This window comes from Flavobacterium sp., assembly GCF_039930565.1.
Lineage (GTDB): Bacteria > Bacteroidota > Bacteroidia > Flavobacteriales > Flavobacteriaceae > Flavobacterium.
This window is the reverse complement of record NZ_JBDTTP010000059.1, coordinates 1-26,357: the sequence shown is the minus strand read 5'-3', so window position 1 is coordinate 26,357 and position 26,357 is coordinate 1. Positions and strand designations below refer to the sequence as shown.

Below are 26,357 nucleotides of genomic sequence, written 5' to 3'. Positions count from 1 at the left end.
GACAGACCAATTAATAATATCAAAATTCAAATCAATTAATTTCACCCAACGGGTAGTGTTATATTTATAGGTATGAATTTCTTAATTAAAATCCGTTTTTTGATATACTATCACACTAATTTTATCAAATGTGTTTTTTTAAGATCATTTTTTAACTACTTTTACAAATGTAAAAACGACACTTAACATAAAACAAATCACTTTTCAAATGTCGAAATTTTGATTAATTAGGAAGATATCAAAATAATTTAATAAATATGTATATGAAAAAATCATTTTTAATAGCAATTCTTTTTGCAATTTGTAACCAGCTGACTTTTGCTCAGAAAGAAACAACTATCGTAACTCTGAAAACGGATCAAAAGGCACCTATAATTAATAAGCATATTTATGGTCATTTTGCAGAACATTTAGGAAGATCTATTTATGGCGGCTTTTTTGTTGGGGACACTTCAAAAATACCCAATACGAATGGAGTAAGAAATGATGTTGTGAAGGCTTTAAAAGAGTTGAAAATTCCCAATTTAAGATGGCCCGGAGGATGTTTTGCGGATACTTATCACTGGAAAGACGGGATTGGACCAAAAGAAAACAGACCAACAATTGTAAATCAGTGGTGGGGCGGCGTAACAGAAGATAATAGTTTTGGAACACACGATTTTTTAAATATGTGCGAATTGCTTGAAACAGAGCCTTATATATCTGGAAACGTGGGAAGTGGATCAGTACAGGAACTTTCTGATTGGGTTCAATACACCAATTTTACAGGTAAAAGCCCAATGAGTGATTTGCGTAAACAAAACGGAAGAACGGAACCATGGAAAGTAAAATTCTGGGGAATAGGTAATGAGGCATGGGGTTGCGGCGGTAACATGAAACCAGAATATTATGCCGGAGAATATAGAAAATACACCACATTTATGCCAGACGGACTTACCAGAATTGCTTCCGGTGCCAGCAGTGATGACTATAAATGGACAGAAACTTTGCTAAAAGATATTCCGTTAAAAATGTTGGGTGGAGTTGCCATTCATCACTATGCTGTAATTGACTGGAATAAAAAAGGTGCAGACGTTGATTTTACTGAAGATCTTTATTTTAAGACTATGAAAGAAGCCCTGAAAATGGAAGAATTGGTAACAAAACATTCTGCCGTTATGGACAAATATGATGCTGATAAAAAAATTGATTTGGTGGTAGATGAATGGGGAGGATGGTATGATGTTCAAAAAGATACTAATCCCGGGTTTTTATACCAGCAAAATACCATGAGAGACGCAGTTTTAGCAGGAGCAACACTTAATATTTTTAACAATCATGCAGACAGGGTTCGTATGGCTAATCTGGCTCAATGCGTAAATGTTTTACAGGCAGTAATTCTTACTGACAAGGCAAAAATGATTTTAACGCCAACATATCATGTCATGAAAATGTACAGTGTTCACCAGGATGCGAAATTAATTCCTGTAAGTTTCAATTCCCCACTTTATACTTTTAATGGAGAATCCCTGCCGGCTGTATCGGTTTCGGCATCAAAAGATAAAAATGGATTAGTGCATATTTCATTGGTGAATGTTGATGCAAAAAATAAAAATAAAGTAGAAATTGACATTAGTAATCTTGGAATAAAAAATGTATCAGGAACTATTCTAACATCTTCAAAATTACAGGATCATAATAGTTTTGATGTTCCAAACAAAATTGTTCCTGTTGCTTTTAAAGGATTTGAAAATAAAAAGGGAAAATTAGAAATTGCGATTCCTCCTTTCTCAGTAATTACACTGGAAGCTAAATAAATGATATTTTTTAAATAATAATTAAGTCACCAGGTTATATATAATGAAATTTTTCACCGTATAAATAACATTCCAATTCAGTATGATAAATTATTTTAAACTTTGGTTCGTCATTGCAATTATTACACCTAATTGTATGAACCTGTATGCACAAAACAAGGCATCTAGCACCAAAGAGCTATTCGATTATGACTGGAAATTTTATTTAGGTGATAATGATGCCGCAAGTAAAATTAATTTTGATGATACGAATTGGAGAACTCTGGATTTACCGCATGATTGGAGTATAGAAGGAGAATTTTCTCAAAATAATCCAGCAGGAAATGATGGAGCGTATTTACCTACAGGAACAGGATGGTATCGAAAAAAATTTGTAATACCAAAAGACTGGAAAAACAAGGTGATTACAATTAATTTTGAAGGGGTATATATGAACTCCGAAGTTTTTATCAATGGAAAATCTTTGGGTATTTATCCGTATGGTTATTCCTCATTTAGTTATGAGCTAACACCATATTTAAACTCTGAAAAAGAGAATATAATTGCTGTTCGGGTAGATAATTCAAAACAAAAAAACAGCAGATGGTACAGCGGCTCAGGAATTTATCGTCATGTATGGTTAGAGTCAAAAGCCAAAGTACATTTTGCAAATGATGGCATAGGCATTACCACACCTTCTATTGAAAGTGCTTTTGCAACAGTAGAAGTTAGTACAACGATTAAAAATGATAGTGATCAGCCAAAAAACATTCGACTTCAAACAGTAATTTTTGATTTAAAAAACAACAAAGAAGTAAAGCAGATTTCAAATACAGTACAGATTGATCCGAAAACTGAAAAGGTATTCAGGCAAAATTTAAAAATCACTAACCCAAAATTATGGTCACCAGAATCACCCAATCTTTACAACGCAGAAGTTAGTATAATTGATAAACAAGCGATAGAAGATCAATCAATGGTAAATTTTGGAATTCGATCCATAACATTTACTACTTCAGAAGGTTTCAAATTGAATGGAAAGAGTACTCTTTTAAATGGAGGTTGCGTTCATCATGATAATGGAGCTTTAGGTGCTGCATCTTATGACAGAGCAGAAGAAAGAAAAGTGGAGATCTTAAAAAAAGCTGGATTTAATGCCATCCGTACGTCTCATAATCCTCCCTCAAAAGCTTTTTTAGCAGCCTGCGATCATCTTGGAATGTTAGTTATAGATGAAGCATTTGATGGCTGGAGAACAAAAAAAACAGAATATGATTATGCATTGAATTTTGATAACTGGTATGAGCGTGATATTCAGGCAATGGTTAAACGTGACCGAAATCATCCTTCGATAATAATGTGGAGCACTGGAAATGAAATAATAGAACGAAAAGAACCTCAGGCAGTTATAACTGCTAAAAATCTAGCAAATGCTGTTAAGGCTATAGATGCAACACGACCGGTTACTTCTGCAATGACAACCTGGGACAAAGATTGGGAAATATTTGACCCATTAATGGCAGAACATGATGTTGCGGGTTATAATTATGCATTAAAACGGGCACCTGATGATCATAAACGCATACCTTCAAGAATAATAGTACAAACAGAATCCTTTCCAAGAGATGCATTTGACAATTGGAAATTGGTAAATGATAATAAATATGTCATTGGTGATTTCGTTTGGACCGCAATGGATTATCTGGGAGAGTCAGGTATTGGCAGATTTTACTACACTGGTGACGTGACAGGTGAATCCTGGGAAAGGGAACTTTTTCCCTGGCACGGAACCTATTGTGGAGACATAGACATGACAGGCTGGAGAAAACCAATTTCTCACTATCGCAGTATGCTATATAATGATAATGAAAAACTCTATTTGGCAGTCAAAGAACCAAATCCTCTGCCTTTAAAGATAGTTGAAACAAATTGGTCTGTCTGGCCAACATGGGAAAGCTGGACATGGCCTGAATTTACAGGAAAAGAAATTCAAGTAGAAGTCTATTCCAAATATCCAAAGGTCAGACTCTATCTTAATGACAAAATTGTTGGAGAACGTGAAACAAATATTGACACTCAATTTAAAGCAACCTTTCCTGTTCTGTATAGTCCAGGTGAACTAAAAGCAGTTGGATTGCAAAATGGGAAAGAAGTTGAATCTAAAATTTTAAAGACCGCTGGAAAATCAGCTAAGATTATTCTGAAAGCGGATCGAGACAACATCAAAGCCGATGGACAGGATTTATCCTATGTTAGTTTAGAAATTGTTGATGAATTTGGTACAATTATTCCTAATTCAGATTTTAATATTCAGTTTAGCGTTTCTGGATCTGGCACTATCATCGGAACTGATAATGCTAACATCAAAGATCTAAATTCGTATGTATCTACTACAAGAATGACTTGGAAAGGAAAGGCGTTAGCAATTATAAAGAGTAAGCGTGCAAAAGGAGAAATTACTGTATCGGCAAGTGCAGATGGTTTACCAGCCACAACTTTAAAAATTAAAGTAAAATAAAATAAATGTACAATTTAGTTTAAAGTTCATTACAACGACTTTAATCCTTTAAAATAATACAGAAGTTGAAACAAAATTTATTTATCAAAATATTTCTTTGCGGACTGTTGCTAAACGGTATTTATACCAATGCACAAAAAACGAATCTCGAAGTTAATGTCAGTAAATCCATTACCAAAATTCAGCCAACCATGTACGGTGTTTTTTTTGAAGACATCAATTTTGCAGCCGATGGAGGTTTATATGCTGAAATGATCAAAAACAGGTCATTCGAATTTGAACTTCCGTTTTTAGGATGGAAGGAGCCCAATAGTGACAGGCATAAATTGAATACCGAGTCAGGAATTGCAAAAATTATTCAGTATTCTCAAAAAGAAACCAATCATAATTATTGCAGGATTACCGTTAATAATGCAAATGGTTATGAACTGATTAATGAGGGGTTCAGAGGAATGGGAATCAAAAAGAACCTTCATTATAATTTATCTTTAAAAGCAGCAAAAGAATCCGGGACTATTTCTAAAATCAAAATACAGTTTATTGGTAAAGATAACAATGTATTAGGTGAAACTTCCATTACGCCAACATCAAATGACTGGACAAATTATACCGCACAATTAACGGCCACTGCAACTGAGGCTAAAGCCAAAATTAAAATCACGTTTGAAGGAACCGGTGTTATTAAGCTGGATATGATTTCACTATTTCCTGAAGACACCTGGAAAGGCAGAAAAAATGGTCTGCGCGCTGATTTAGTACAATTGTTATACGATTTAAAACCTGGATTTTTACGTTTTCCGGGAGGCTGTATTGTGGAAGGAAAAACTTTGGCAGAGCGTTATCAATGGAAAAAATCAATTGGAAATGTCGAAGAAAGGGAAACCATGATCAATCGTTGGAATATTGAACTTTCCCACAGGCAGGCACCTGATTATTTTCAGAGTTTTGGTTTGGGATTTTTTGAATATTTTCAGCTTTCTGAAGATATTGGCGCTTCACCCATGCCCATTTTAAGCTGTGGAATGGCCTGTCAGTTCAATACGGGAGAATTAGTTCCAATGGATCAGCTGGATCCGTATGTGCAGGATGCTTTAGATTTAATTGAATTTGCAAATGGGGATTTAAATACCGTTTGGGGAAAAGTAAGGAACGAAATGGGGCATCCAAAACCATTCAATTTAAAATTTATTGGAGTCGGAAACGAGCAATGGGGACCAGATTATATTGATCGTTTTAAAGTTTTCCAAAAAGCTATTAAAGAAAAATATCCTAACATTACGATTGTTTCAGGTACCGGACCGTCTCCTGATGGAGATTATTTTGACTATGGTATGACCGAACTTAAAAAGCTGAATGTAGAAATCCTTGATGAACATTATTATAAAGATCCGGCCTGGTTTCGTAAAAATGTAACCCGTTACGATAATTACGACCGAAAGGGACCAAAGGTTTTTGCAGGAGAATATGCCGCACAAAGTGTTGCAACTGTGAGTCCGGATAATAAAAATAACTGGGAATGTGCTTTTTCAGAAGCTGCTTTCATAACAGGAATGGAACGTAACGCTGAAGTAGTTCATCTGACTTCGTATGCGCCATTATTAGCACATGTAGATGCATGGCAATGGACACCGGATTTAATTTGGTTTAACAATTTAGAATCATACGGAACGCCTAATTATTATGTACAGAAGTTATTCTCCAATAATAAAGGAACAGATTTAATAAGCATTACAAAAGATGGAAAAGCAATTACAGGTCAAAACGATTTGTTTGCATCTGCTGTTAAGGATATGAATTCCAAAGAGGTAATTCTAAAAATAGTTAATGCTGCTTCATCAGCTCAAAATGTTTCAATTGATTTGAAAGGAGCAAAATTAAATCCTAATGGAACAGCTTTAATATTAAAAGGAGATGGGTTAAATGATGAAAATTCTTTTGTCTCTGCAACTAAAATTAGCCCTAAGGAAAGCGAATTTAAGCTAAATGGAAGTAAGATTCAATTCAGTTTTCCGGCCTATTCAGTTACTGTTTTGAAAATTAAAATGAAGTAATCGTGATTTAATAAATTTAAAATGAATTTTATCATTATTTTTTGTGGTAAAGTGCTGTTTTGATGAATTATTGGTAAAAATTAAGAAACATACTTTCGTTAAGTGTTTCTTATACACTTCATAAGTTTTTGTAGTATATTTGTCCTCTTTATTAAAACGAATTCGGAATGAAAAATTATGTTATAGGATTAGACTACGGAACAGATTCTGTTCGTGCAGTACTAATAGATACTGAAAACGGACAGGAATTGGCATCTAATGTGTCTCATTACAAAAGATGGAAAAACAAACAATATTGTGATGCCTCTATAAATCAGTTTCGCCAGCATCCTTTGGATCATATTGAGGGATTGGAAATTACGATTCAAACCGTTGTAAAAGAAAGTGGTGTTGATCCGTCACTAGTTCGTGGTATCTGTATTGATACTACAGGATCTTCTCCGGTTCCGGTTACAAAAGAAGGAATTCCATTAGCTTTGACAAAAGGTTTTGAGGAAAATCCAAACGCAATGATGGTGCTTTGGAAAGACCATACATCAATAAATGAAGCAAACGAAATCAACGAACTGGCAGTAAGCTGGGGAGGGGAAAACGTAACAAAATACGTAGGCGGAATTTATTCCTCAGAATGGTTTTGGGCAAAAATACTGCACATCGCGAGAGAAGATGAAGCGGTTCGAAATGCAGCACATACCTGGATGGAGCATTGCGATTTAATGACGTATTTGTTAATTGAAGACAAAGATTTAAAATCATTTAAAAGAAGCCGTTGTGCCGCCGGTCACAAAGCCATGTGGCACGAAGACTGGAACGGACTTCCTCCGGTTGAATTTTTAGAAAAACTACATCCATATTTAGCACAACTTCGCGGAAATTTATATGATGAAACCTATACATCAGATTTAGTTGCCGGAAAATTAAGCAAAGAATGGGCAGATCGTTTAGGACTTTCTACAGAAACAGTTGTTGCTGTTGGAACTTTCGATGCACATTCAGGAGCAGTTGGAGCCAAAATTGGAGAAAACACTTTAGTTCGCGTGATGGGAACTTCAACCTGTGATATTTTAGTTGGTTCTTATGATGAAGTTGGTACAAAAACCGTTCGCGGAATCTGCGGGCAGGTTGACGGATCTGTTATTCCGGGATTTATTGGTCTGGAGGCAGGGCAATCTGCTTTTGGAGATTTATTAGCCTGGTACAAAGAACTATTAATGTGGCCGACGGAACAATTATTAGGTTCGTCATCACTTTTAAATGATATTCAAAAAGAACAATTAAGAGAAGAATTCAGCGATAAATTAATTATTGAATTGACTAAAGAAGCTGAAAAGATCCCGTTGTCTGAAAGTGTACCAACTGCTTTAGACTGGATCAACGGACGCAGAACTCCGGATGCTAATCAGGAAATAAAAAGCGCCATTTCAAACTTATCCTTAGGAACAAAAGCGCCTCATATTTTTAAAGCTTTGGTAAACGCAATTTGTTTTGGATCTAAAAAAATTGTAGATCGTTTTGAGGAAGAAGGTGTAAAAATTGACAGCGTTATCGGAATTGGCGGTGTTGCCCGAAAATCACCTTTTATCATGCAGACTCTGGCAAACGTTTTAAATAAGCCAATAAAAGTAGCCGCATCAGATCAGGCTCCGGCTTTGGGAGCCGCAATTTATGCCGCTGTAGCTTCTGGAGTTTATTCAAATGTAATTGAAGCCAGTCAAAAAATGGGAAGTTCTTTTGAAAGTGAATACACTCCACAACTTGACAAAGTGGCTATTTATAACAAATTGTTTTTAGCCTACGACCAATTAAGTGCATTTGCAGATCCATCTATCAAAATTAAAGAAAATGAGCTCTCCGTATAAAGATTTAAAACAAGAATGTTACGAAGCCAATATGCAGTTAAATGCATTGAATCTGGTAGTGTATACTTTTGGAAATGTAAGCGCTGTTGACAGAGTAAATGGTGTTTTTGCCATAAAACCAAGTGGAGTTCCTTATGAAGATTTAAAACCTGAAGATATTGTTATCGTCGATTTTGACAATAATATTATAGAAGGAACTATGCGCCCGTCATCTGATACAAAAACACATGCTTATTTATATAAAAACTGGCCAAACATTGGCGGTGTTGCACACACACATGCAACCTATTCTGTAGCCTGGGCACAATCACAAAGGGATATTCCAATTTTTGGAACAACTCACGCTGATCATTTAACAGCTGATATTCCTTGCGCGCCGCCAATGGCAGATTCCCTTATCGAAGGAAATTACGAACACAATACCGGAATTCAGATTTTGGATTGTTTTAAGGAAAAAAATCTTTCATACGAAGAAGTAGAAATGATTTTGATAGGAAACCATGGCCCATTTGCGTGGGGAAAAAACGCTGCAAAAGCGGTATACAACAGCAAGGTTTTAGAAGTCGTAGCCGAAATGGCGTATCTGACTTTACAAATAAATCCGAATGCACCAAGATTAAAAGATTCCCTGATAAAGAAACATTACAATCGTAAACACGGAAAAGATTCGTATTACGGACAGTAAATTTAGATAAAAGAAGAAAGAGCAAAGATTTTCGGCGTTTCTAAAACTTGAAACTTGAAACAAAGAAAACCTGAAACAAAAAAATAACAACTCAAGATTGTCAGATTCCAACACGTGAAACCTGAAACTTGAAACTAAAATAACAAAAGGAAAATGATAGATATCTCTCAAAAAGAAGTTTGGTTTGTAGTAGGAAGCCAGGAATTATACGGTGAAGAAACACTAAGAAAAGTGGCGGAACATTCGCAGATAATCGCCAAAGGATTAGGAGCTTCGTCTCAAATTCCGGTAAAAGTGGTTTATAAAGATGTTGTAAAATCTCCTTCCCAGATTTTAGATGTTTGTTTAGCGGCTAACAATACTAAAAACTGTATAGGAATCATTGCCTGGATGCATACTTTCTCACCTGCAAAAATGTGGATTGGCGGTTTGAGTATTTTGAAAAAACCATTATGCCACTTACATACACAATACAACGCTGAAATTCCGTGGGGATCTATCGATATGGATTTCATGAACTTAAATCAATCAGCGCACGGAGATCGTGAATTTGGTTTTATCATGTCCAGAATGCGTAAAAAGCGCAAAGTGGTTGTTGGACATTGGGAAGACGAAAGAGTTCAGAAAAAATTAGGTATCTGGACAAGAGTAGCTTTAGGATGGGATGAACTTCAAAACTTAAAAGTGGCCCGTATTGGAGACAATATGCGTGAAGTTGCCGTAACAGAAGGTGATAAAGTGGAGGCTCAGATTCGTTTCGGAATGTCGGTTAACGGTTTTGATTCTTCTGATGTAACGAAACATATTGAGAAGGTTACCGATAAAGAATTAAATGATTTATTAGCGGTTTATGAAAATTCTTATATTTTAACGGATGCTTTAAAAGAAGGCGGAGCACAAAGAAGTTCATTAGCGGAAGCGGCAAAAATCGAATTAGGTTTAAGAGCTTTCCTGGAAGAAGGAGGTTTTGGAGCTTTTACAGATACTTTTGAAAACCTTGGTGTTTGGAAACAATTACCTGGAATCGCAACACAAAGATTAATGGCCGATGGTTATGGTTTTGGCGGTGAAGGTGACTGGAAAACAGCGGCAATGGTTCGTGCTTTGAAAGTGATGAACTTTGGTCTTGAAGGAGGAACTTCTTTCATGGAAGATTATACCTATCACTTTACACCACAAAAATCATACGTTTTAGGATCGCATATGTTGGAAATCTGTCCTTCTATTGCTGACGGAAAACCTTCTTGCGAAGTACATCCGTTAGGAATTGGCGGAAAAGAAGATCCTGCACGTTTGGTGTTTAATTCACCTGCCGGAGATGCCATCAATGTATCTTTGGTTGATATGGGGAACCGTTTCCGTTTGATTGTAAACGAAGTAGAAGCAATTAAACCAATGGCTGAATTGCCTAAATTACCAGTTGCGAGAGTTTTATGGGACTGCAAACCAAATTTAGATATTGCGGCAACGGCCTGGATTTTAGCAGGAGGAGCGCATCATACTGTTTACAGTCAGTCGCTTACTACTGAATATATGGAAGATTTTGCAGATATTGCCGGAATTGAATTATTGGTTATCGATGAAAAAACAACTATCAGGGATTTCAAAGATAAAATTAATGCCAACGAAGCATATTATCATATCTTTCAACACGGATTGTAATATATAAAGTCAAAAGTCTAATGTCTTAAAGTGCCAATGAATGAAACCTTGGTAAATTTTGTAACTTCGGATTTAGATTTTTGACTTTGACTTTCTAACTTTTAAACCAAAAAATATGAATGTATTAAAACGTTGCGCTTTCGGAATTACGATAATCAGTTTGTCAACACTTTCTGTTCAATGTAAAAGCGATAAAAAAATGGATGTAACCACTACTCAAAATGTAAAAGATTCTGTAACTATTGTAAAATCGGAATACGGAACAACTCCAAAAGGAGAAAAAATTGACAGCTACAAGCTGAAAAACCAAAATGGTATGGAAGTGGATATCATCACTTTTGGCGGCATTATTACCGATTTGAAAGTACCAAATAAAGAGGGTGTTTCAGAAAATGTGGTAATCGGTTTTAGTTCTTTGGAACAATATATGAAGCCAAATCCCTATTTTGGAGCCTTGATTGGAAGATTTGGAAACAGAATAGCAAAAGGAAAATTTTCGTTGGACGGAAAAGAGTACAAATTAGCAATCAATAACGCTCCTAATGCATTGCATGGAGGTCCGGAAGGATTTCACAGAGTTGTATGGAAAGCCGAAGAAGCAAAATCCGGACAATCAGCTGTTTTGAAATTATCTTATTTAAGTAAAGATATGGAAGAAGGCTATCCTGGGAATTTGCAAGTTTTTGTAACCTATACCTTAACAAACAACAATGAACTGGAAGTGCTGTATGAAGCTGAAACAGATAAAAAGACAGTTGTAAATTTAACACAGCATTCTTATTTTAATTTATCTGGAGATTTTTCTAAAACAATATTAGACCATGAAATTACTTTAGATGCTGATAAATTAGTTCCTGTAGATCCAACTTTAATTCCGACTGGAGAATTACAAGATGTTGCCAACACTCCATTTGATTTCAGAAAACCTAAATTAATTGGAAAAGATATTGCAGTTCAAAATGAACAGATAAAAAGAGGCGGAGGTTATGATCACTGCTGGGTACTGAATAATCCTGAAAAAGGAAAAACAGTTATTGCAAAGGCCTACCATCAGGCAAGCGGAAGAGTATTGGAAGTTACAACCGATGAGCCTGGTATTCAGTTATATTCCGGTAATTTCCTTGACGGAACTTTGCCAATGCGTAATGGCGGAACTTATGCACACAGAACAGGTTTTTGTTTAGAAACACAACATTATCCGGATTCTCCAAACCAAAAAAACTTTCCAACGACAGTTTTAAATCCGGGAGAAAATTATAAAACTAAGACAACTTTTAAGTTTTCTGTAAAAAAATAATTCTGTTAGAACTTCTTTTAGTTAGTTCTAATTCTCTGAGAAACCCCGAAAGTTATGCTTTCGGGGTTTTTTTGTTGCTTGAAATAGAATTTTTAACCAATTTAAATGAATTTTTGAAAGGATTGATTTGTGTATTACTTACTTATATTTGAGGATTTATTAAGCATAATAAAAAAACTAAATATGAAAGTTATTGTTAGTGGAGAATATAATAATGATTTGAAGATTAAATTTTCACAGGGGACTTGGAATTTAACAATTTTTACTCTTTTTGAAAATCAAAATGTTATTAGTGTTGTATTTTCCAGAGATCCAACTTTGTTTAGATTGTCAATAAAATATAATTCTGAAAAGTATTATTTTGAAAATATACTGTATGTGGGAAATCCTAATTTAGATAATTTAAAATTTCATTTCTATAAAGAATGCAATCGTATTTTCTGTAAAATTGAATCTAAAATTGTATCAGAATTAAATAAAGAAATTGTATTGAATTCACTTCCTGAAGACTTAAAAGAATTAAAAAATATAATAGAAAATTTCCAAAGCTAAAATACATGAACAAAAATTATTCGGTATTCAGAAAATATCCAACATTAGCACAAGTCGAAGAACTTGAAAACTTATTAAATAAGAATAATATTGCCACAGAGATAGCAGATAATATTCCGCCTGTCGATTCTTCATTTTCTGGAAGCACTTTGCAAAATCAGTATGAGATAAAAATTCCATTGGCTGACTTTGCAAAAGCGGAAAAGATTCTTGATGAAGTCGCCGAAAATTTAATTGATCAAGTTGATAAGGAACATTATTTATTCAGTTTTACAGATGAGGAATTGTATGAAATTCTTTTAAAAGCCGACGAATGGAATGAATTTGATTATAAGTTGGCGCAAAAAATATTAACAGAAAGAGGTAAGTCAATAGATACAGAATTACTCAATGCTTTAAAAAAACAACGTTTGGATTTACTGGCTCAACCCGAAGAGAATCAAAAGCCCTGGATTATTGCAGGTTATATTTTCGCAATTCTTGGGGGATTTTTAGGGATTTTGATTGGTTATTCCTTATGGACTTCCAAAAAGTCTTTGCCAAATGGACAAAAAGTTTACTCGTATAGTGAGAAAGACAGAGTTCAGGGAAAAAACATATTTTATATTGGAGTTATTATACTTCCATTTTATATAATTATAAGAATACTGACTCAATTATAATTTTACAATTAAGATCAAAAAAAATAAAAATACAAAATGAGTATTGACATTGTGCTTTATATAATTTTTATAATTCCATTATTTATAGCGTTTTTTCAAATAGAAAAACTAACCCAAAAAAGAGTATTTATTATTTGGATTTTGATTGCCATTTTATTGATTATTATCGGAATAATGATTGAAGATAATTCAAATAATGAAATGAGAAATAGTAGCTACTTTGGTTCTCAAATGCTTTTTGTTTTTTTAATTATTCAAAAGTCAACAAGAAATATTTATTTGAAAATATTTAAAAGAGAACCAGAATTTGGCAAATTTCCAAAATACAAAATTGATTATATCTATACATTTTTGATATCGATTGGAACAATGATTTTACCTTTTGTTATCGATACTTACCTTTTTAAAATTTTTTAAAAATGACCTTCAAACACCTCTTTAAAACAACAATATACTGGACTTCCAACAAAAATCAGGAACAATCAGTTAGAAAATTCTTCAGCAAAAGTCATCAAATAAAAATAGAAGGAAAACCGGTTTTGGATGTTTCAGCTGCAAAAGCTTTCAAAGGCGATCCGGAATTATACAATCCTGAAGATTTGCTTTTAAGCAGTCTGGTTTCCTGCCACATGATGTCCTACTTATATCTTTGCGCGCAAAACGGAATCGAAGTTTTGGAATACTCAGATAACGCCGAAGCAATTCTTGAAGTTGCTCCGGATGGAAGCGGTCGTTTTACAGAAGTTCGTTTATATCCAAAAGTTATAATTGCAAATCCGGATAAAATTCAGGAAGCTTTAGATCTGCATACAAAAGCCAATCAATTGTGTTTTATAGCCAACTCGTGTAATTTTCCTGTTCTGCACAATGCCACTTGCGAAACGGCATAAAAAAAGGGACTGTCGTTGAAACAGTCCCTTTAATATTGTCTTTTTTTTCTTTTTTTTTGGTTCTGATTTTCCCGTAAGAAAATTAATTTTTTAAGTCTTTAATTACTTTAAAAGCAACATCAACTTGTTCTTCTCCTACCAGGATCGTAAATTCGTTTGAAGTCGAAATTACCTCATTAATAATAATTCCTTCCCATGCTAAACGCTGAAAAATAAAGTAATAAATTCCCGGAACCACTATATTTTCTTTTGGTAATTTTACTGTAATAGAAGCCAGGTTATCTAATTTCTGAATCAGTTTTTCTCGTAAAAAGTGTTTTTCCACTAAATGATTGATACTACTGCTTACTACAATATTAGTTTCATTTACGCCACGTGATGAGGTATAAAAAATATCAGATAACACGTTAATATCAGAAATTAAATCGGCTTGTTTGTTTAAAACGGTGTCAGAAGCAGCAAAAGTGTAATCTGTCAATTCAGAACGAACTGTTATTTCACCAATGTTTTTAATGACTTTGTTGATTTTGTGGTTCAGCTTAAAATCTAATTCTTCGGTTAATCTTTTTAAGGACATTACTACAGCGCCTTGTTTAACTTCTTTCCCAAATTCGCTTTCCAATTCGGTCATGATGTTACGTGATAAGGAGGTCAGATTAATAATCCCTAAAGAGAGTGCATTCAGTAAAAATGGTTTGGTCTTAATGTAATTTTCTACAATAGAAGAAACAGTTTTCATAATTTTTAATTTTTGTAAGTAGTTAGTTTAGTTAATTGCGATGTTATAAATCTTGACAAAGATAAATAAAAAAACAATTTGTTACAAATATAACAATAAAAAATTATGTTAAAAATGATAAAATGCATCCGTAAGGTGTTCAATTGCAAATGATTCTCCTGTTTTTTGAACAGCAATAATGTCAAATCGTATTTCTAAACTACTATCGAAATCGTTTTCCCTATCGGTTACGTAGGCATTTACTGCTTTTATTAGTAATTGAATTTTTTTAGGTTTGACAAAATCCTGCGGAAGTCCAAAATCGATGCTTGAACGGGTTTTAACTTCAATAACGGCTAAAATATTTTCTTTTTTGGCGATAATATCGATTTCCGCTTTTTGAAAAGTCCAGTTTCGTTCTAAAATTTTATACTCATTTTGAAGCAGATATTCTACTGCAAGGTCTTCTCCTTTTTTTCCCAGTTCATTATGTTCAGCCATTAAGGAGAAAATTTAGAAGTTTTGAAATGTAAAACAATTTTATTTGAAGATTAAAGTGCTTCCTGAAGCATTTACTTCAATAGAAACCGTACTTCCCATAACAAGCGCACGATTATCCTGGATATGCCCTGCAGGAAAATTAAAAATCACCGGGATATTATATTTTTTTGTGACATCATCCACAATTTCAAGCGCATTTTTCCCCCACGGAATATCGTTGTCTTTCATTTTGGTCATGGCGCCAATCACAATTCCTTTTAGGTTTTCGATACAGCCGTTTCGTTTCAGGTTCATCATCATACGATCAATATGGTAGAGATATTCATCAAGATCTTCAATAAATAAAATTTTATCCTTGCAGTCAATCGCCGATTGTGAACCTAATAAACTGTAAAGAATCGATAAATTTCCGCCCACCAATTCACCCGTTGCGCTTCCAAAACGATTCATTTTATCCGGACCAACAGAGTAGGAAAGCGGTTCTCCAAACAAGCTCTTTTTTAAGGTATTGATGGCTTCAGGAGTTGCTCTTGGAACGCTCACCGGCATAGTGCCATGAATGGATTTGTAGCCCATTGTATTCAGATGATTGTGTAAAACCGTAACATCACTAAAGCCAATTATCCATTTTGGATGTTGTTTGAATTTGGTAAAATCCAGTAAATCTATCATTCGAACAGTTCCATACCCTCCACGAACACACCAAATTGCTTTGATATTCGGATTATCCAGTTGTTTCTGAAAATCGGCAGCACGCTGTTCATCAGTTCCGGCCAATTGGTTTAGGTCAAGACCTATTGTGCTTCCAATTACGGCTTCCAAACCCCAACTGTGCAGTAAATCTAAAGTTGGCTTTAAATTGTTATCAATATTTTTTCTGGCTGTAGCTAAAATCGCTACGGTATCGCCTTTTTGTAAATACGGTGGTGTTATCATATTTTGTTGTGATTGACAGGTAAAAGAGTGCAAAGCAAAAATAAGCAATACGAATTTGTAAAAAGCAAAATAGTTGTTTTTCGGAAATATTCGGCTGGTATTCATTTTTCTCTTTTGCTTAAAGGTTTCTTTCAACAAATATATAGATTTAAAAAAATAAAAAAACTAGAAATTTCTGACAAATTGATTATTTTGATTAATTTCAGCATTTTAAATTTAAAATTATTTATGCGAATTATATTTAGAATGTGCCTTATTTTTTGTTTTTCAGTTTCTTCTTTCGGGCAATCCAAAAAATATGTCATTCATACCGTTGCTTTCTATAATTTCGAAAACCTTTTTGACACTGTTGATGACATTTATACGAATGATGATGAATGGACACCAACCGGAGCACAAAATTGGACACAAGAAAAATACAATCAAAAATTATTGAATCTCTCCAAAGTTTTATCGGAAATCGGAACACCGGAAAATTCTAATGCACCCACATTTATTGGAGGTTCTGAAATTGAAAACCGGGGAGTTTTAGAAGATTTAATCAAAGAACCCAAATTACTAAGCTTTGATTATGGAATCATTCATTTCGATTCACCGGACAAACGCGGAATAGATGTGGCGTTATTATATCAGAAGAAATTTTTCAAACCCACTTCCTTTTCGAATATACCTTTATATATATTGAAAAATAAAAACGCTGTTGCGGAAGAAAAGAAAGAAGAAGAAACAACAGATGAGGAAGTAGAAATCAAAATTGAAAACAATCGTGTTTTTACCCGCGACCAGCTTCTGATTACCGGTTTTTTAGAATCCGAAGAGATTCATATTATAGTCAATCACTGGCCATCACGATCAGGCGGAGAAAAAGCAACAAGCGAATATCGGGAAGCAGCCGGAAAATTAAATCGCAAAATTATCGATTCGTTACAACAGCTTAATCCAAATGCAAAAGTGATTACGATGGGCGATTTAAACGACGGTCCGTATAATAGAAGTCTGAAAATAGCTTTAGGAGCAAAAGCCAAAAAAACCGAAGTTCGGGAATTGGGCACTTTCAACCCGTTTGAAGAAATGGCAAAACGCGGAATGGGAACTACAGCCTTTAGGGATTCCTGGGATATTTTTGACCAGATTATTATAACGGAATCGCTCATAAAACCTGATTTCACCACATATAAATTCTGGAAAGCCGGAATTTTCAATAAACCCTACCTCATTCAGAATTCAGGACAGTATAAAGGATATCCGTTACGGCACAGCACAACCGAAGTTGGTTTCAGTGATCATTTCCCCGTTTATATTTATTTGATAAAAGAAAAGTAAAACGCAGAGATAACTGCTGTGCGTCTCTACAAAAAACTTTTCATTAACTTAGCCTTTCAGAAACTTAGAACCTTAAAAAAATGGCAATAGCAAAACCTTTCAACCTGACTAAATGGATAGACGAAAACCGTCATTTACTTAAACCGCCCGTTGGAAATAAAAATTTATATGTTGATTCCGGTGATTATATTGTAATGGTTGTTGCGGGTCCAAATGCCCGAAAAGATTACCATTATAACGAAACAGAAGAACTTTTTTACCAGCTTGAAGGAAACATAAAAGTTGTGATTCAGGAAGATGGCGAACGCAAAGAAATGGTTTTGAATGCCGGTGATATGTATCTGCATCCTGCAAAAGTTCCACATTCTCCCGTTCGTTCAGAGGGTTCTATAGGTTTGGTGATTGAGCGAAAACGTGCCGGATTGGGTTACACCGATGGTTTGCTTTGGCATTGCGATAACTGCAATCATAAATTATATGAAGTGTTTTTTGAACTGCATAATATCGAAAAAGATTTCCTGCCGCATTTTGAACATTTCTACAATTCAGAAGAACTGAGAACCTGCGATAACTGCGGAAACGTGATGGAATCTGATCCGAGGTTTGTGGCTAAAAAATAATTGTAAGATTTATAAAATATTAAAGACCGATAGATTTTTTATGTTTATCGGTTTTTTTAGGAGCTATTCCCGCTATTCGTTGCAATCTTTTTTTCGATAAAGAATCTCAAAAAAGGATTTCCACTTCTATCGGGGCTAAAACAAACTTATTCATTTGACCAATATGCAAATGATTGAGGAGGAGTTAAATTATAATCTGTTTTCAAACATTTGGGATTTGTAAATCTTTTTTTATTTTTTATTTGAATTGCAAAACCTTGTTCTCTATTTTCGAAATATTCATAAAAATAATCTTCAGTTATACCGGAATACTCTTTGGTTTTATCCCACAGTTCCTTAAGATCTAAATTGAATATTTCACCAATTTCGAATTCACCAATTACTTTTTGAACAGGAGAAGAAGCATAAACTAAAACCGAAGTAACATTTTGGTTCTTGAAAATAGCTTTTCTGAATTCAAATTTTTTTGTCCCATCAAATATTTTATTTGCAAATTGGGGCTTAATTGACATTACTACTTTCATAATTATTTTTTGATTTTATATGCAAAATTAATTAAATCTTTGAACTGTTCATTAGTTAATTTTATAATACCCAAAGGTATACTTTTACTGTCTTCAAAAATCTTTAAGTCTATTAAATCTTTTATTGTCGGTTTAGGAGTTGGTAATGAATGGGCAAATAGAAAATTGATTATAAATGGTCTATATGTAGGGAATTTATCCCACCATTTAGTTCTTAAATCTTCTTTTGAAATCATTGTTTTTCTATTACAAGTTTCAAAAAAATCATCAAAATTTTTAAATTCATTTTTAATATTTTCAACGATACAGATTGTTGTAATAGTACTTGTGTAAATTTTTTGAGTTCCTTCTTCTCCAATTCTGTAAATTAAAACTATATCCCCCGATTTTAAATTTCGATCTTTTGAATGTGATATGTAGACTTTACTTATTCGATTTCTATGTGGTTCATTTTCGATATATTTAGATTTATCTTCCCTTGTATTTATACTGTCTGGGAAAAGTTCTGTATGATATTGTGGTTCAATTTTTATAATGTATTTATCTGTTTCTCTAGAAAAGAAAGGAAAAGTTAATTTGGGATTTTGAATATTCTTCGGTAAGTTTTTACCAAATGATCTAACATATACTCGTTCTTTACCATTTTTAGTTGTTTTTAATCCGTGGTAAACAAATCCCCATTCCTCAAGCATTTCAATTAACTGTTCCTGTTCAGGCCTTTTGGCAAAAAGAGTAACATAAACTTCTCCTACATTATATTGAATTGCATTGTCAAAAATAGTTTTAAGAAAACGTTCGCCTATTTTATAACCATTTCCAGTAACTTTTAATGTGCCTATTTTTAATCTCTTTTTTGGTTGAAAAACAGGTGAAATGTTTGAATAATTTTCTTTTTCACTTTCTATCTTAACAAAAAGAAATGCTGTTAGGTTTCCATCACTGTAACAAACATAACATGATTCTTCCGATTTGTCATTAAACCAAGTATTAAACTCTTCGTAATCTTCTCTAAAGCTATCAAAAAATGAGTCTTTAATGTTGACTTTAGCAAAATCAACTTTTTGAACTGATAAAACTTTATAATCAACTAATTCTGGATTTTCAGAAATGACTTTTTCTAAAAAAGTTTGGATTTTATAAACTTTATTAGAAATCCCTAATAAACTTGCTTTGGTGTGGATTTTTTTATCTTCTGAAATTAAGATATCAACTCTACCTTCATAAACTTCGTTTAAGATTTGAGTGTCATTTATATCATTGTCTTGGCGATCAATATTTTTGCTGATCTTTAATATTTCCTTACCTAAAGGAGCTTGATGTTTTAGTAAATTATAACTTTCAATCTTAATACTCATTGTACCAAGAGTATTTGGATCTTTATATCTTTCTAATTCTTCAACAGTTAATGGATGAATATATTTCGAATATTTAAGATTATCAATCCATTTAAAAAGTTGACCAATTTCTGGTTTATATATTTTGTTTGCTTCTCTATGAATAATGATATTAGTGTCTAGTAAAATTTTCATCAAATATTTTCCATTAGTTGATTATAATTTCCATCTTTTATTTCGATATAAGGAATTGAATACTTTTCTGAAAGATATTTTGCATATTCTATTTCCATTTCTTGCAATTCATTCAAAATTTTAAGATTATAAATTTTACCATCTCGTGATTTTAATCTTTTGACAATTTTTTTAACATCATCAATTACAATTATTATTGCTTTAGGGTTAATTTGATCGAAAGTATCTTCATTAATTCTACATGGAATGCTATCTGAATTCAATAAACAAAAGTGACCATCAAGAAGATATATTTCATCTTTTTTAATAATATTTTTTAAGTTTTTGATTAATCGGTCTTGTGATGAACTAATATTTTTTACAAGTTTATTATCACTATCACTGATTTCCTCCCACTTTAAAACTTGACTTGCAGTTATATGGATTAATCCAGTTTTATATGCTATTTCTTTACAAATAGTTCCTTTTCCACCACCATGAATTCCGCCAATAAAATATATATTTTCAAATAGCTTCATAAATGAATTTTCGACTAAGATATTAAAAAGAATGAAATGTATTACATTTAGTTCTTCACACTCCCGATAATCCCCTTCAAAAACCCATTAAAATCAAAAGCCGGATCTTCTTTCAATCCCATTCTCACAATTACCATATCCAATGACGGAATAATCGCTACCATTTGTCCCTGAAAACCATTGCAATAAAACATATCGCGGGGTACATCAGGAAATTTTCCGGCTGCGTTGAGCCAGAATTGCGCACCATATCTACCTTCAGAGGTATTTGTTGGTGCTGACGTGTATTTTATCCAGCTTTCGTCCAGAATTTGGTCGCCATTCCAATTTCCTTTATTCAAGTACAACAATCCAAATTTTGACCAGTCGCGAGGTGTTGCCCATGCGTATGAGGAACCTATAAAAGTTCCGCTCATATCCTGCTCAACAATCATCGAGTTCATTCCTATTTTATCAATTAAGGCGCTGTACCAAAAGTCCAGGTATTCCTGTTGGGTTTTAAATTGTCTCTTCAGGATTAATGACAATAAGTTTGTAGTTCCGGAAGAGTAATTCCAATGTGTATTAGGTTTAAACTGAGCCGGTTTATCCAGTTGGACTTTGCCCATATCTGCTGCAAGGAAAAGCATTTTGGTAGCATCACAAATGGTGTTGTAATTTTCTTCCCATTCCAAACCGGAATTCATATGAAGTAAATCATTTATGGTGATTTTTTTACGTTCGTCTTTTTGCCATTCAGCGATTGGAGCAGGTTTGTTAATGTCAATTTTTCCTTGTTTGGCAAGGACTCCAAAAGCGGAACTAGTAATGCTTTTGGTCATTGACCAGCCTAAAATTCTGCTGTCTTTGTTGAAATTGATATCGTATTTTTCTGCAATCAATTTGTTTTTATACAAAACCACAACGGCACGGGTTCTTTTTGATTTCCCACCTAATCTGTCAAAAGCGTTATCAATTGCTTTTTTCAATTTAGAATAATCAATGTTAGAAAAAACAGTGTCTGTTGGCTCATTATTCCCGTAAGGAAAAGATAAATTATTTTCTAGCTTTGTTCTTTTGGGTACTAAATAAGGCTTTGAAACATCAAAATCATCATTAATTAAAGTGGCTCCCAAACCTTCGCGGTAAATCGCTTTTCGTTCCTTCAGTCCATAAACATTTGAAGTTGCAAATTTTCCGGCTTCGTCAATTGTGTTGGCTGCCAGATCGATTAAATTGATGTCATTGTCGGTTTTTTCGATTAATTCTTTGGAACGATTATCCAAAAAATGCCCGGAAGCTATACTTTTGGCTGAAAAGCCTGAAATTAAATCCAGCTTAGGATACGTGGTGAATCCAAAATATAAAATGATGAGGACTAAAACAAGTGCCAGTAATTTGATGATTTTTTTCATATTTGAAATGAGATATATTTTATGCAATATAAATAATTTAAAGGCATGATTTTATAACTGATTTTGCATTTCAATTTGTTGACTCACATCAATTGATAGTGCTATAAAAGGAAATTATCGAATTGACGGATAAAACAATTTAGTTTTAGTACTTTTGTAAATAGAATTTTTCTAAATAAATTATGCTGGATATTCAAAAAATAAGAGCTGATTTTCCGATACTTTCTGAAAAAGTCAACGGAAAACCATTAGTATATTTCGACAACGGGGCAACTTCACAAAAACCACAAATTGTGATTGATGCCATCGCGAAATATTATCAGGAAATAAATGCCAATATTCACCGCGGAGTTCATACATTAAGTCAGTTAGCGACTGATGCTTATGAAATTTCACGTGTAAAATTGCAACATCATATCAATGCCAAATTTGCACACGAAGTACTTTTTAATTCCGGAACAACACACGGAATCAATTTAGTAGCCAATGGTTTCGCTTCGATTTTAAAACCAGGTGACGAAGTTTTGGTTTCTGCTTTGGAACATCACAGTAATATTGTGCCCTGGCAAATGTTGTGCGAAAAAACAGGAGCTATTTTGAAAGTGATTCCAATCAATCAAGAAGGCGAACTGATTATGAGCGATTACGAATCTTTATTATCTGATAAAACGAAGATTGTAACCGTTAATCACATTTCGAACGCATTGGGTGTTATCAATCCTGTCAAAGAGATGATTGCAAAAGCACATGCCGTTGGAGCTGCTGTTTTGATTGACGGCGCGCAGGCGGTTCCGCATTTAAAACCAGATGTTCAGGATTTAGACTGTGATTTTTATGCCTTTTCAGGACATAAAATGTGCGGACCAACCGGAACCGGAATTTTATACGGAAAAGAAGAATGGTTAAACAAATTACCTCCCTATCAAGGCGGTGGTGAAATGATTAAGGAAGTGACTTTCGAGAAAACTACCTATGCCGACTTGCCTCATAAATTTGAAGCCGGAACTCCAAATATAGCGGGCGGAATTGTTTTAGGAACTGCTGTTGATTATTTGAACAACATTGGTTTTGGAAATATTCAGCTTCAGGAAAATAAATTATTAGAATACGCGACCAAACGTTTGCTTGAAATTGAAGGTTTGAGAATTTACGGAAATGTGAAAAATAAAGCTTCGGTAGTTTCGTTTAATATCGATGGGATTCATCCGTACGATGTTGGTTCGATAATTGACAAATTAGGAATTGCGGTTCGTACCGGACATCATTGTGCGCAGCCTATCATGAATTTCTTTTGTATTCCGGGAACGATTCGTGCCTCTTTTTCTTTTTATAACACGAAAGAAGAAATTGATTTGATGGTAGAGGCCATTAAAAAAGCAAAAACAATGTTAAGCTAAATTGCATCTTATGAGAATACTATCTTTATTGGTACTGGTTATGGTTATCGGAACAGGATGTTCCAGCCAAAAAAAAACAGATATGACGTCAACAGTTATTGAATATTCGGCTATGTCAAGAGGCTATTTTAAAAAGATAGTGGTCCAAAATCAATCGGTTTCAGTTACGAATGGACGGGATGCCCAAGCCGTAGAAAATAAAATTGATGATGCAAAATGGAAACAGATTGTAGCAGAATTCGAAAAAATAAATTTAGAAAATATTTCTACTTTAAAAGCACCAACCGAAAAACGCTTTTATGATGGTGCTGCAATTGGGAATTTAAAAATAACCCAGAATCAGAAAACGTACGAAAGTCAGGCTTTTGATAATGGTTTCCCTCCAAAGGAAATTGAGAAACTGGTAAATTTGCTGACTGATTTTGTTAAAGAATAATTATGACTATTAAGGAAATACAAAACGAAATAATAGACGAATTTTCGATGTTTGACGACTGGATGCAGCGTTACGAATACATCATCGAATTAGGGAAAAGTCTACCGTTAATTAAAGAAGATTACAAGACTGACGAAAATTTAATCAAAGGATGCCAGTCGAAAGTCTGGCTTCAGGGTGAACAGAAAGACAATAAAATTGTTTTTACAGCAGACAGCGATGCCATTTTAACCAAAGGAATTATTGCCATTTTAATTCGGGCTTTCTCGAATCAAAAAGCAGAAGATATTATAAATTCTGATACTCAGTTTATTGACGAAATTGGTTTAAAAGAGCACTTATCAGCAACACGCGCCAATGGTTTGGTTTCGATGATAAAAAATATCAAAATGTACGCTTTGGCATTTGATTCAAAAAACAAAAATTAAAAAAATGGAACAAGAGATAGACACAAATGAATTAGGAGAATCAATCGTAAAAGTTTTAAAAACGATTTACGATCCGGAGATTCCTGTAGATATTTACGAATTGGGATTGATTTACGATGTAATGGTTAACACAGATTACGAAGTAAAAATCCTGATGACTTTGACCTCTCCAAACTGCCCGGTTGCGGAAAGTTTACCAAGAGAAGTGGAAGAAAAAGTAAAAAAAATTGAAAACATTAAGGATGCTGAAGTCGAAATCACTTTTGATCCGCCATGGAGCAAGGATTTAATGAGCGAAGAAGCAAAATTAGAATTAGGAATGCTTTAAAAATTAGTCATAAAGTCATAAAGTCGAAAGTAAAGACTTTATGACTTTCGACATTTGACTTTAAGAATTCATAAATGGAAGAAATTATCAATAAAGTTGCCAACAGTGTCTTGGAAGTTTTTGATCTGGAAGATTATTATCCAAAAGGGAATCGTGTGCAAATTGATATTTCACAATGGCTTTTGGAAGGTTTTCTATTAAAAGAAAAAGACTTTAGGGAACACTTGAAAAATCACGAATGGTCACAATACCAAGATCAATATGTGGCCATACATTGCAGTACTGATGCTATTGTTCCGGCCTGGGCTTTAATTTTGGTCGCTGTACAATTAGCGCCATTTGCCAAAAAAGTAGTCAATGGAACCATAGAAGATCTGGACGGAAGCTTATACGAAGAAATCTTGCCAACAATTGATTATTCTACATACAAAAACAAACCTGTAATTGTAAAAGGCTGTTCAAGGAAACCAGTTCCAATGAGAGCTTATATTTTAGCTACGACTTATTTGCAGCCATTTGCCAGAAGTATCATGTATGGGGAAGCCTGTTCTGCCGTGCCTTTATATAAGGAAATTAAGAAGTAACTTTTCTTTTAAAATCAATAATTTCCAGACCTTTTAACGATTTTAGTATATTTGTTACTATACACTTAAACTTATCAACCATGAAAAAGATAACGTTACTACTCTTCATTTTAGTGAACATTACTTTTGTTCAGGCACAAAATACAGAAAAGGAATTAATTCAGAATACCGAAAATGCGGTAAAAATAATAAACGATACTGTTATAGATAAAGGTTGGAAAACCAAAGGAATTGTAACCCTTTTGTTTAACCAGTCAAGTTTTAATAACTGGATTGCCGGAGGGGAGGATAGTTTCTCAGGAACACTGGGAATTAATTACGACTTCAATTACAAAAAAGACGATATAACCTGGGATAATAAAATATTAGCTTCCTACGGACTTCTTCAAACAAAAACGGCAGATTTCGCAAAAAAAACAGATGACCGTCTGGAATTTAATTCAATCGTAGGGAAAAGAGCTTTTGGAGAATGGTATTACTCCTATTTTCTGAACTTCAGGACACAATTTACCAAAGGTTATATTTACGGTCAGGATGTAAACGGAAAAGAAATCAGAACCGAAAGCACTAAGTTTTTATCACCGGGTTATCTTACTACGGGTCCAGGCATTTACTGGACAAAAGATGCCAACCTGAAAATTAATTTTGCACCATTAACGTCAAAATTCACTTTTGTTGATAATGCCTATACTTCAGGTATTGGTTATATAGATGGGGATTATTTTGGTGTAGATGCCAATAACAGCATGCGTTATGAATTGGGGTTTTATGCCTCGATTTATTATAAATTAGCCATTATGACCAATGTTACTGCTGAAAACACATTGAATGCTTATTCCAATTATCTGGAAGATCCACAAAACGTAGACATTGATTACTCCTTAAATATTATTATGAAAGTCAACAGGTTTTTATCTGCCAACTTTTCCTTTCAGGCCATTTATGATGACAATGCTTATGAAGGTTTTCAAACCAGACAAGTTTTTGGCTTAGGAGTTAATTTTGGATTTTAATATTCAGGGAGCAAAACAATTGGTTTTATAAGGGCATGATTTCCCGCCATTCACTATATCTTTACTTGCCATAAAGAAGGCAAGCAAAGGATGCCGCTTCTGTCCTACCGTGTGGACACAAATATAATTTTGCTATTTTTATTTCAGAAACAATTAT

At 33.8% G+C, this 26,357-nt stretch carries 25 protein-coding genes; 18 read left to right on the top strand and 7 right to left on the bottom strand.

Features of this window, described 5'->3' with window-relative positions:
- The first annotated feature begins 263 nt into the window (after positions 1–263).
- From ABI657_RS14120 to ABI657_RS14075, 10 genes are all read left to right on the top strand, one after another.
- Entirely contained in the window at positions 264–1,796 is a 1,533-nt protein-coding gene (locus ABI657_RS14120) for an alpha-L-arabinofuranosidase C-terminal domain-containing protein (protein WP_348097912.1), read from the top strand.
- An 82-nt stretch (positions 1,797–1,878) separates the two neighbouring features.
- Positions 1,879–4,293: a sugar-binding domain-containing protein gene (locus ABI657_RS14115; RefSeq protein WP_348097911.1), complete on the top strand. Its 2,415-nt coding sequence runs from the start codon at positions 1,879–1,881 to the stop codon at positions 4,291–4,293.
- A 65-nt stretch (positions 4,294–4,358) separates the two neighbouring features.
- Entirely contained in the window at positions 4,359–6,344 is a 1,986-nt protein-coding gene (locus tag ABI657_RS14110; RefSeq protein WP_348097910.1) for an alpha-L-arabinofuranosidase C-terminal domain-containing protein, read from the top strand.
- A 167-nt stretch (positions 6,345–6,511) separates the two neighbouring features.
- Complete coding sequence (locus ABI657_RS14105) at positions 6,512–8,203, top strand: ribulokinase (protein ID WP_348097909.1); 1,692 nt, start codon at positions 6,512–6,514, stop codon at positions 8,201–8,203.
- A complete protein-coding gene (locus ABI657_RS14100; RefSeq protein ID WP_348097908.1) occupies positions 8,187–8,888 on the top strand; it encodes an L-ribulose-5-phosphate 4-epimerase in 702 nt (233 codons plus the stop codon). The genes ABI657_RS14105 and ABI657_RS14100 overlap by 17 nt, the downstream gene beginning before the upstream one ends.
- 153 nt (positions 8,889–9,041) lie before the next feature.
- On the top strand, positions 9,042–10,550 hold the full coding sequence (gene araA, locus ABI657_RS14095; protein ID WP_348097907.1) for an L-arabinose isomerase: 1,509 nt from the start codon (positions 9,042–9,044) through the stop codon (positions 10,548–10,550).
- A 115-nt stretch (positions 10,551–10,665) separates the two neighbouring features.
- Entirely contained in the window at positions 10,666–11,847 is a 1,182-nt protein-coding gene (locus tag ABI657_RS14090; protein WP_348097906.1) for an aldose epimerase family protein, read from the top strand.
- A 183-nt stretch (positions 11,848–12,030) separates the two neighbouring features.
- On the top strand, positions 12,031–12,399 hold the full coding sequence (locus tag ABI657_RS14085) for a hypothetical protein (RefSeq protein WP_348097905.1): 369 nt from the start codon (positions 12,031–12,033) through the stop codon (positions 12,397–12,399).
- A 5-nt stretch (positions 12,400–12,404) separates the two neighbouring features.
- Positions 12,405–13,061, top strand: coding sequence for a hypothetical protein (locus ABI657_RS14080; RefSeq protein WP_348097904.1), 657 nt, complete (start codon positions 12,405–12,407; stop codon positions 13,059–13,061).
- Between the two features lie 419 nt (positions 13,062–13,480).
- Positions 13,481–13,951: an OsmC family protein gene (locus ABI657_RS14075; protein ID WP_348097903.1), complete on the top strand. Its 471-nt coding sequence runs from the start codon at positions 13,481–13,483 to the stop codon at positions 13,949–13,951.
- A gap of 82 nt (positions 13,952–14,033) precedes the next feature.
- Here ABI657_RS14075 and ABI657_RS14070 read toward each other — a convergent pair whose 3' ends face one another.
- The 3 genes from ABI657_RS14070 to ABI657_RS14060 all read right to left on the bottom strand — a co-directional run bounded on the left by ABI657_RS14070 (position 14,034) and on the right by ABI657_RS14060 (position 16,106).
- Positions 14,034–14,690, bottom strand: a complete 657-nt coding sequence (locus tag ABI657_RS14070; protein WP_007808595.1) for a hypothetical protein — start codon at positions 14,688–14,690, stop codon at positions 14,034–14,036.
- 108 nt (positions 14,691–14,798) lie between these two features.
- Positions 14,799–15,170, bottom strand: a complete 372-nt coding sequence (locus ABI657_RS14065) for a YraN family protein (protein ID WP_348097902.1) — start codon at positions 15,168–15,170, stop codon at positions 14,799–14,801.
- A gap of 39 nt (positions 15,171–15,209) precedes the next feature.
- Positions 15,210–16,106 (bottom strand): LD-carboxypeptidase, encoded by an 897-nt coding sequence (locus tag ABI657_RS14060; protein WP_348097901.1) that lies wholly within the window; start codon positions 16,104–16,106, stop codon positions 15,210–15,212.
- Positions 16,107–16,334: 228 nt separating this feature from the next.
- Between ABI657_RS14060 and ABI657_RS14055 the strand changes: the two genes are divergently transcribed.
- Together ABI657_RS14055 and ABI657_RS14050 are read left to right on the top strand one after the other, a co-directional pair.
- Complete coding sequence (locus ABI657_RS14055) at positions 16,335–17,429, top strand: endonuclease/exonuclease/phosphatase family protein (protein ID WP_348097900.1); 1,095 nt, start codon at positions 16,335–16,337, stop codon at positions 17,427–17,429.
- Positions 17,430–17,509: 80 nt separating this feature from the next.
- Complete coding sequence (locus ABI657_RS14050; RefSeq protein WP_348097899.1) at positions 17,510–18,049, top strand: 3-hydroxyanthranilate 3,4-dioxygenase; 540 nt, start codon at positions 17,510–17,512, stop codon at positions 18,047–18,049.
- Positions 18,050–18,195: 146 nt separating this feature from the next.
- Here the strand turns inward: ABI657_RS14050 and ABI657_RS14045 are convergent, their stop codons facing one another.
- From ABI657_RS14045 to ABI657_RS14030, 4 genes are read right to left on the bottom strand one after another with little or no spacing between them, the layout of a single operon-like run.
- Positions 18,196–18,573, bottom strand: coding sequence for an ASCH domain-containing protein (locus ABI657_RS14045; protein ID WP_348097898.1), 378 nt, complete (start codon positions 18,571–18,573; stop codon positions 18,196–18,198).
- 2 nt (positions 18,574–18,575) lie between these two features.
- On the bottom strand, positions 18,576–20,102 hold the full coding sequence (locus ABI657_RS14040) for a PIN domain-containing protein (protein ID WP_348097897.1): 1,527 nt from the start codon (positions 20,100–20,102) through the stop codon (positions 18,576–18,578).
- The gene (locus ABI657_RS14035; RefSeq protein WP_348097896.1) at positions 20,102–20,620 is read right to left on the bottom strand and encodes an AAA family ATPase; all 519 of its coding nucleotides are present in this window, start codon (positions 20,618–20,620) and stop codon (positions 20,102–20,104) included. Before ABI657_RS14035 ends, ABI657_RS14040 begins: the two co-directional genes overlap by 1 nt.
- A gap of 47 nt (positions 20,621–20,667) precedes the next feature.
- Entirely contained in the window at positions 20,668–22,014 is a 1,347-nt protein-coding gene (locus tag ABI657_RS14030; RefSeq protein ID WP_348097895.1) for a serine hydrolase, read from the bottom strand.
- A gap of 182 nt (positions 22,015–22,196) precedes the next feature.
- Here ABI657_RS14030 and ABI657_RS14025 point away from each other — a divergent pair, with 182 nt between their 5' ends.
- The 6 genes from ABI657_RS14025 (at position 22,197) to ABI657_RS14000 (ending at position 26,200) form a co-directional block, all read left to right on the top strand.
- Positions 22,197–23,411, top strand: coding sequence for a cysteine desulfurase (locus tag ABI657_RS14025; protein WP_348097894.1), 1,215 nt, complete (start codon positions 22,197–22,199; stop codon positions 23,409–23,411).
- A 10-nt stretch (positions 23,412–23,421) separates the two neighbouring features.
- Positions 23,422–23,847, top strand: coding sequence for a hypothetical protein (locus ABI657_RS14020; RefSeq protein WP_348097893.1), 426 nt, complete (start codon positions 23,422–23,424; stop codon positions 23,845–23,847).
- 2 nt (positions 23,848–23,849) lie between these two features.
- Complete coding sequence (locus ABI657_RS14015) at positions 23,850–24,275, top strand: SufE family protein (RefSeq protein ID WP_348097892.1); 426 nt, start codon at positions 23,850–23,852, stop codon at positions 24,273–24,275.
- A gap of 4 nt (positions 24,276–24,279) precedes the next feature.
- Positions 24,280–24,603, top strand: coding sequence for an SUF system Fe-S cluster assembly protein (locus ABI657_RS14010; RefSeq protein WP_348097891.1), 324 nt, complete (start codon positions 24,280–24,282; stop codon positions 24,601–24,603).
- A gap of 74 nt (positions 24,604–24,677) precedes the next feature.
- Positions 24,678–25,187, top strand: coding sequence for a DUF2480 family protein (locus tag ABI657_RS14005; RefSeq protein ID WP_348097890.1), 510 nt, complete (start codon positions 24,678–24,680; stop codon positions 25,185–25,187).
- An 80-nt stretch (positions 25,188–25,267) separates the two neighbouring features.
- Positions 25,268–26,200 carry a DUF3078 domain-containing protein gene (locus ABI657_RS14000; protein WP_348097889.1) on the top strand — a complete coding sequence of 311 codons (933 nt, stop codon included), beginning with the start codon at positions 25,268–25,270 and terminating at the stop codon, positions 26,198–26,200.
- Positions 26,201–26,357: the final 157 nt, after the last annotated feature.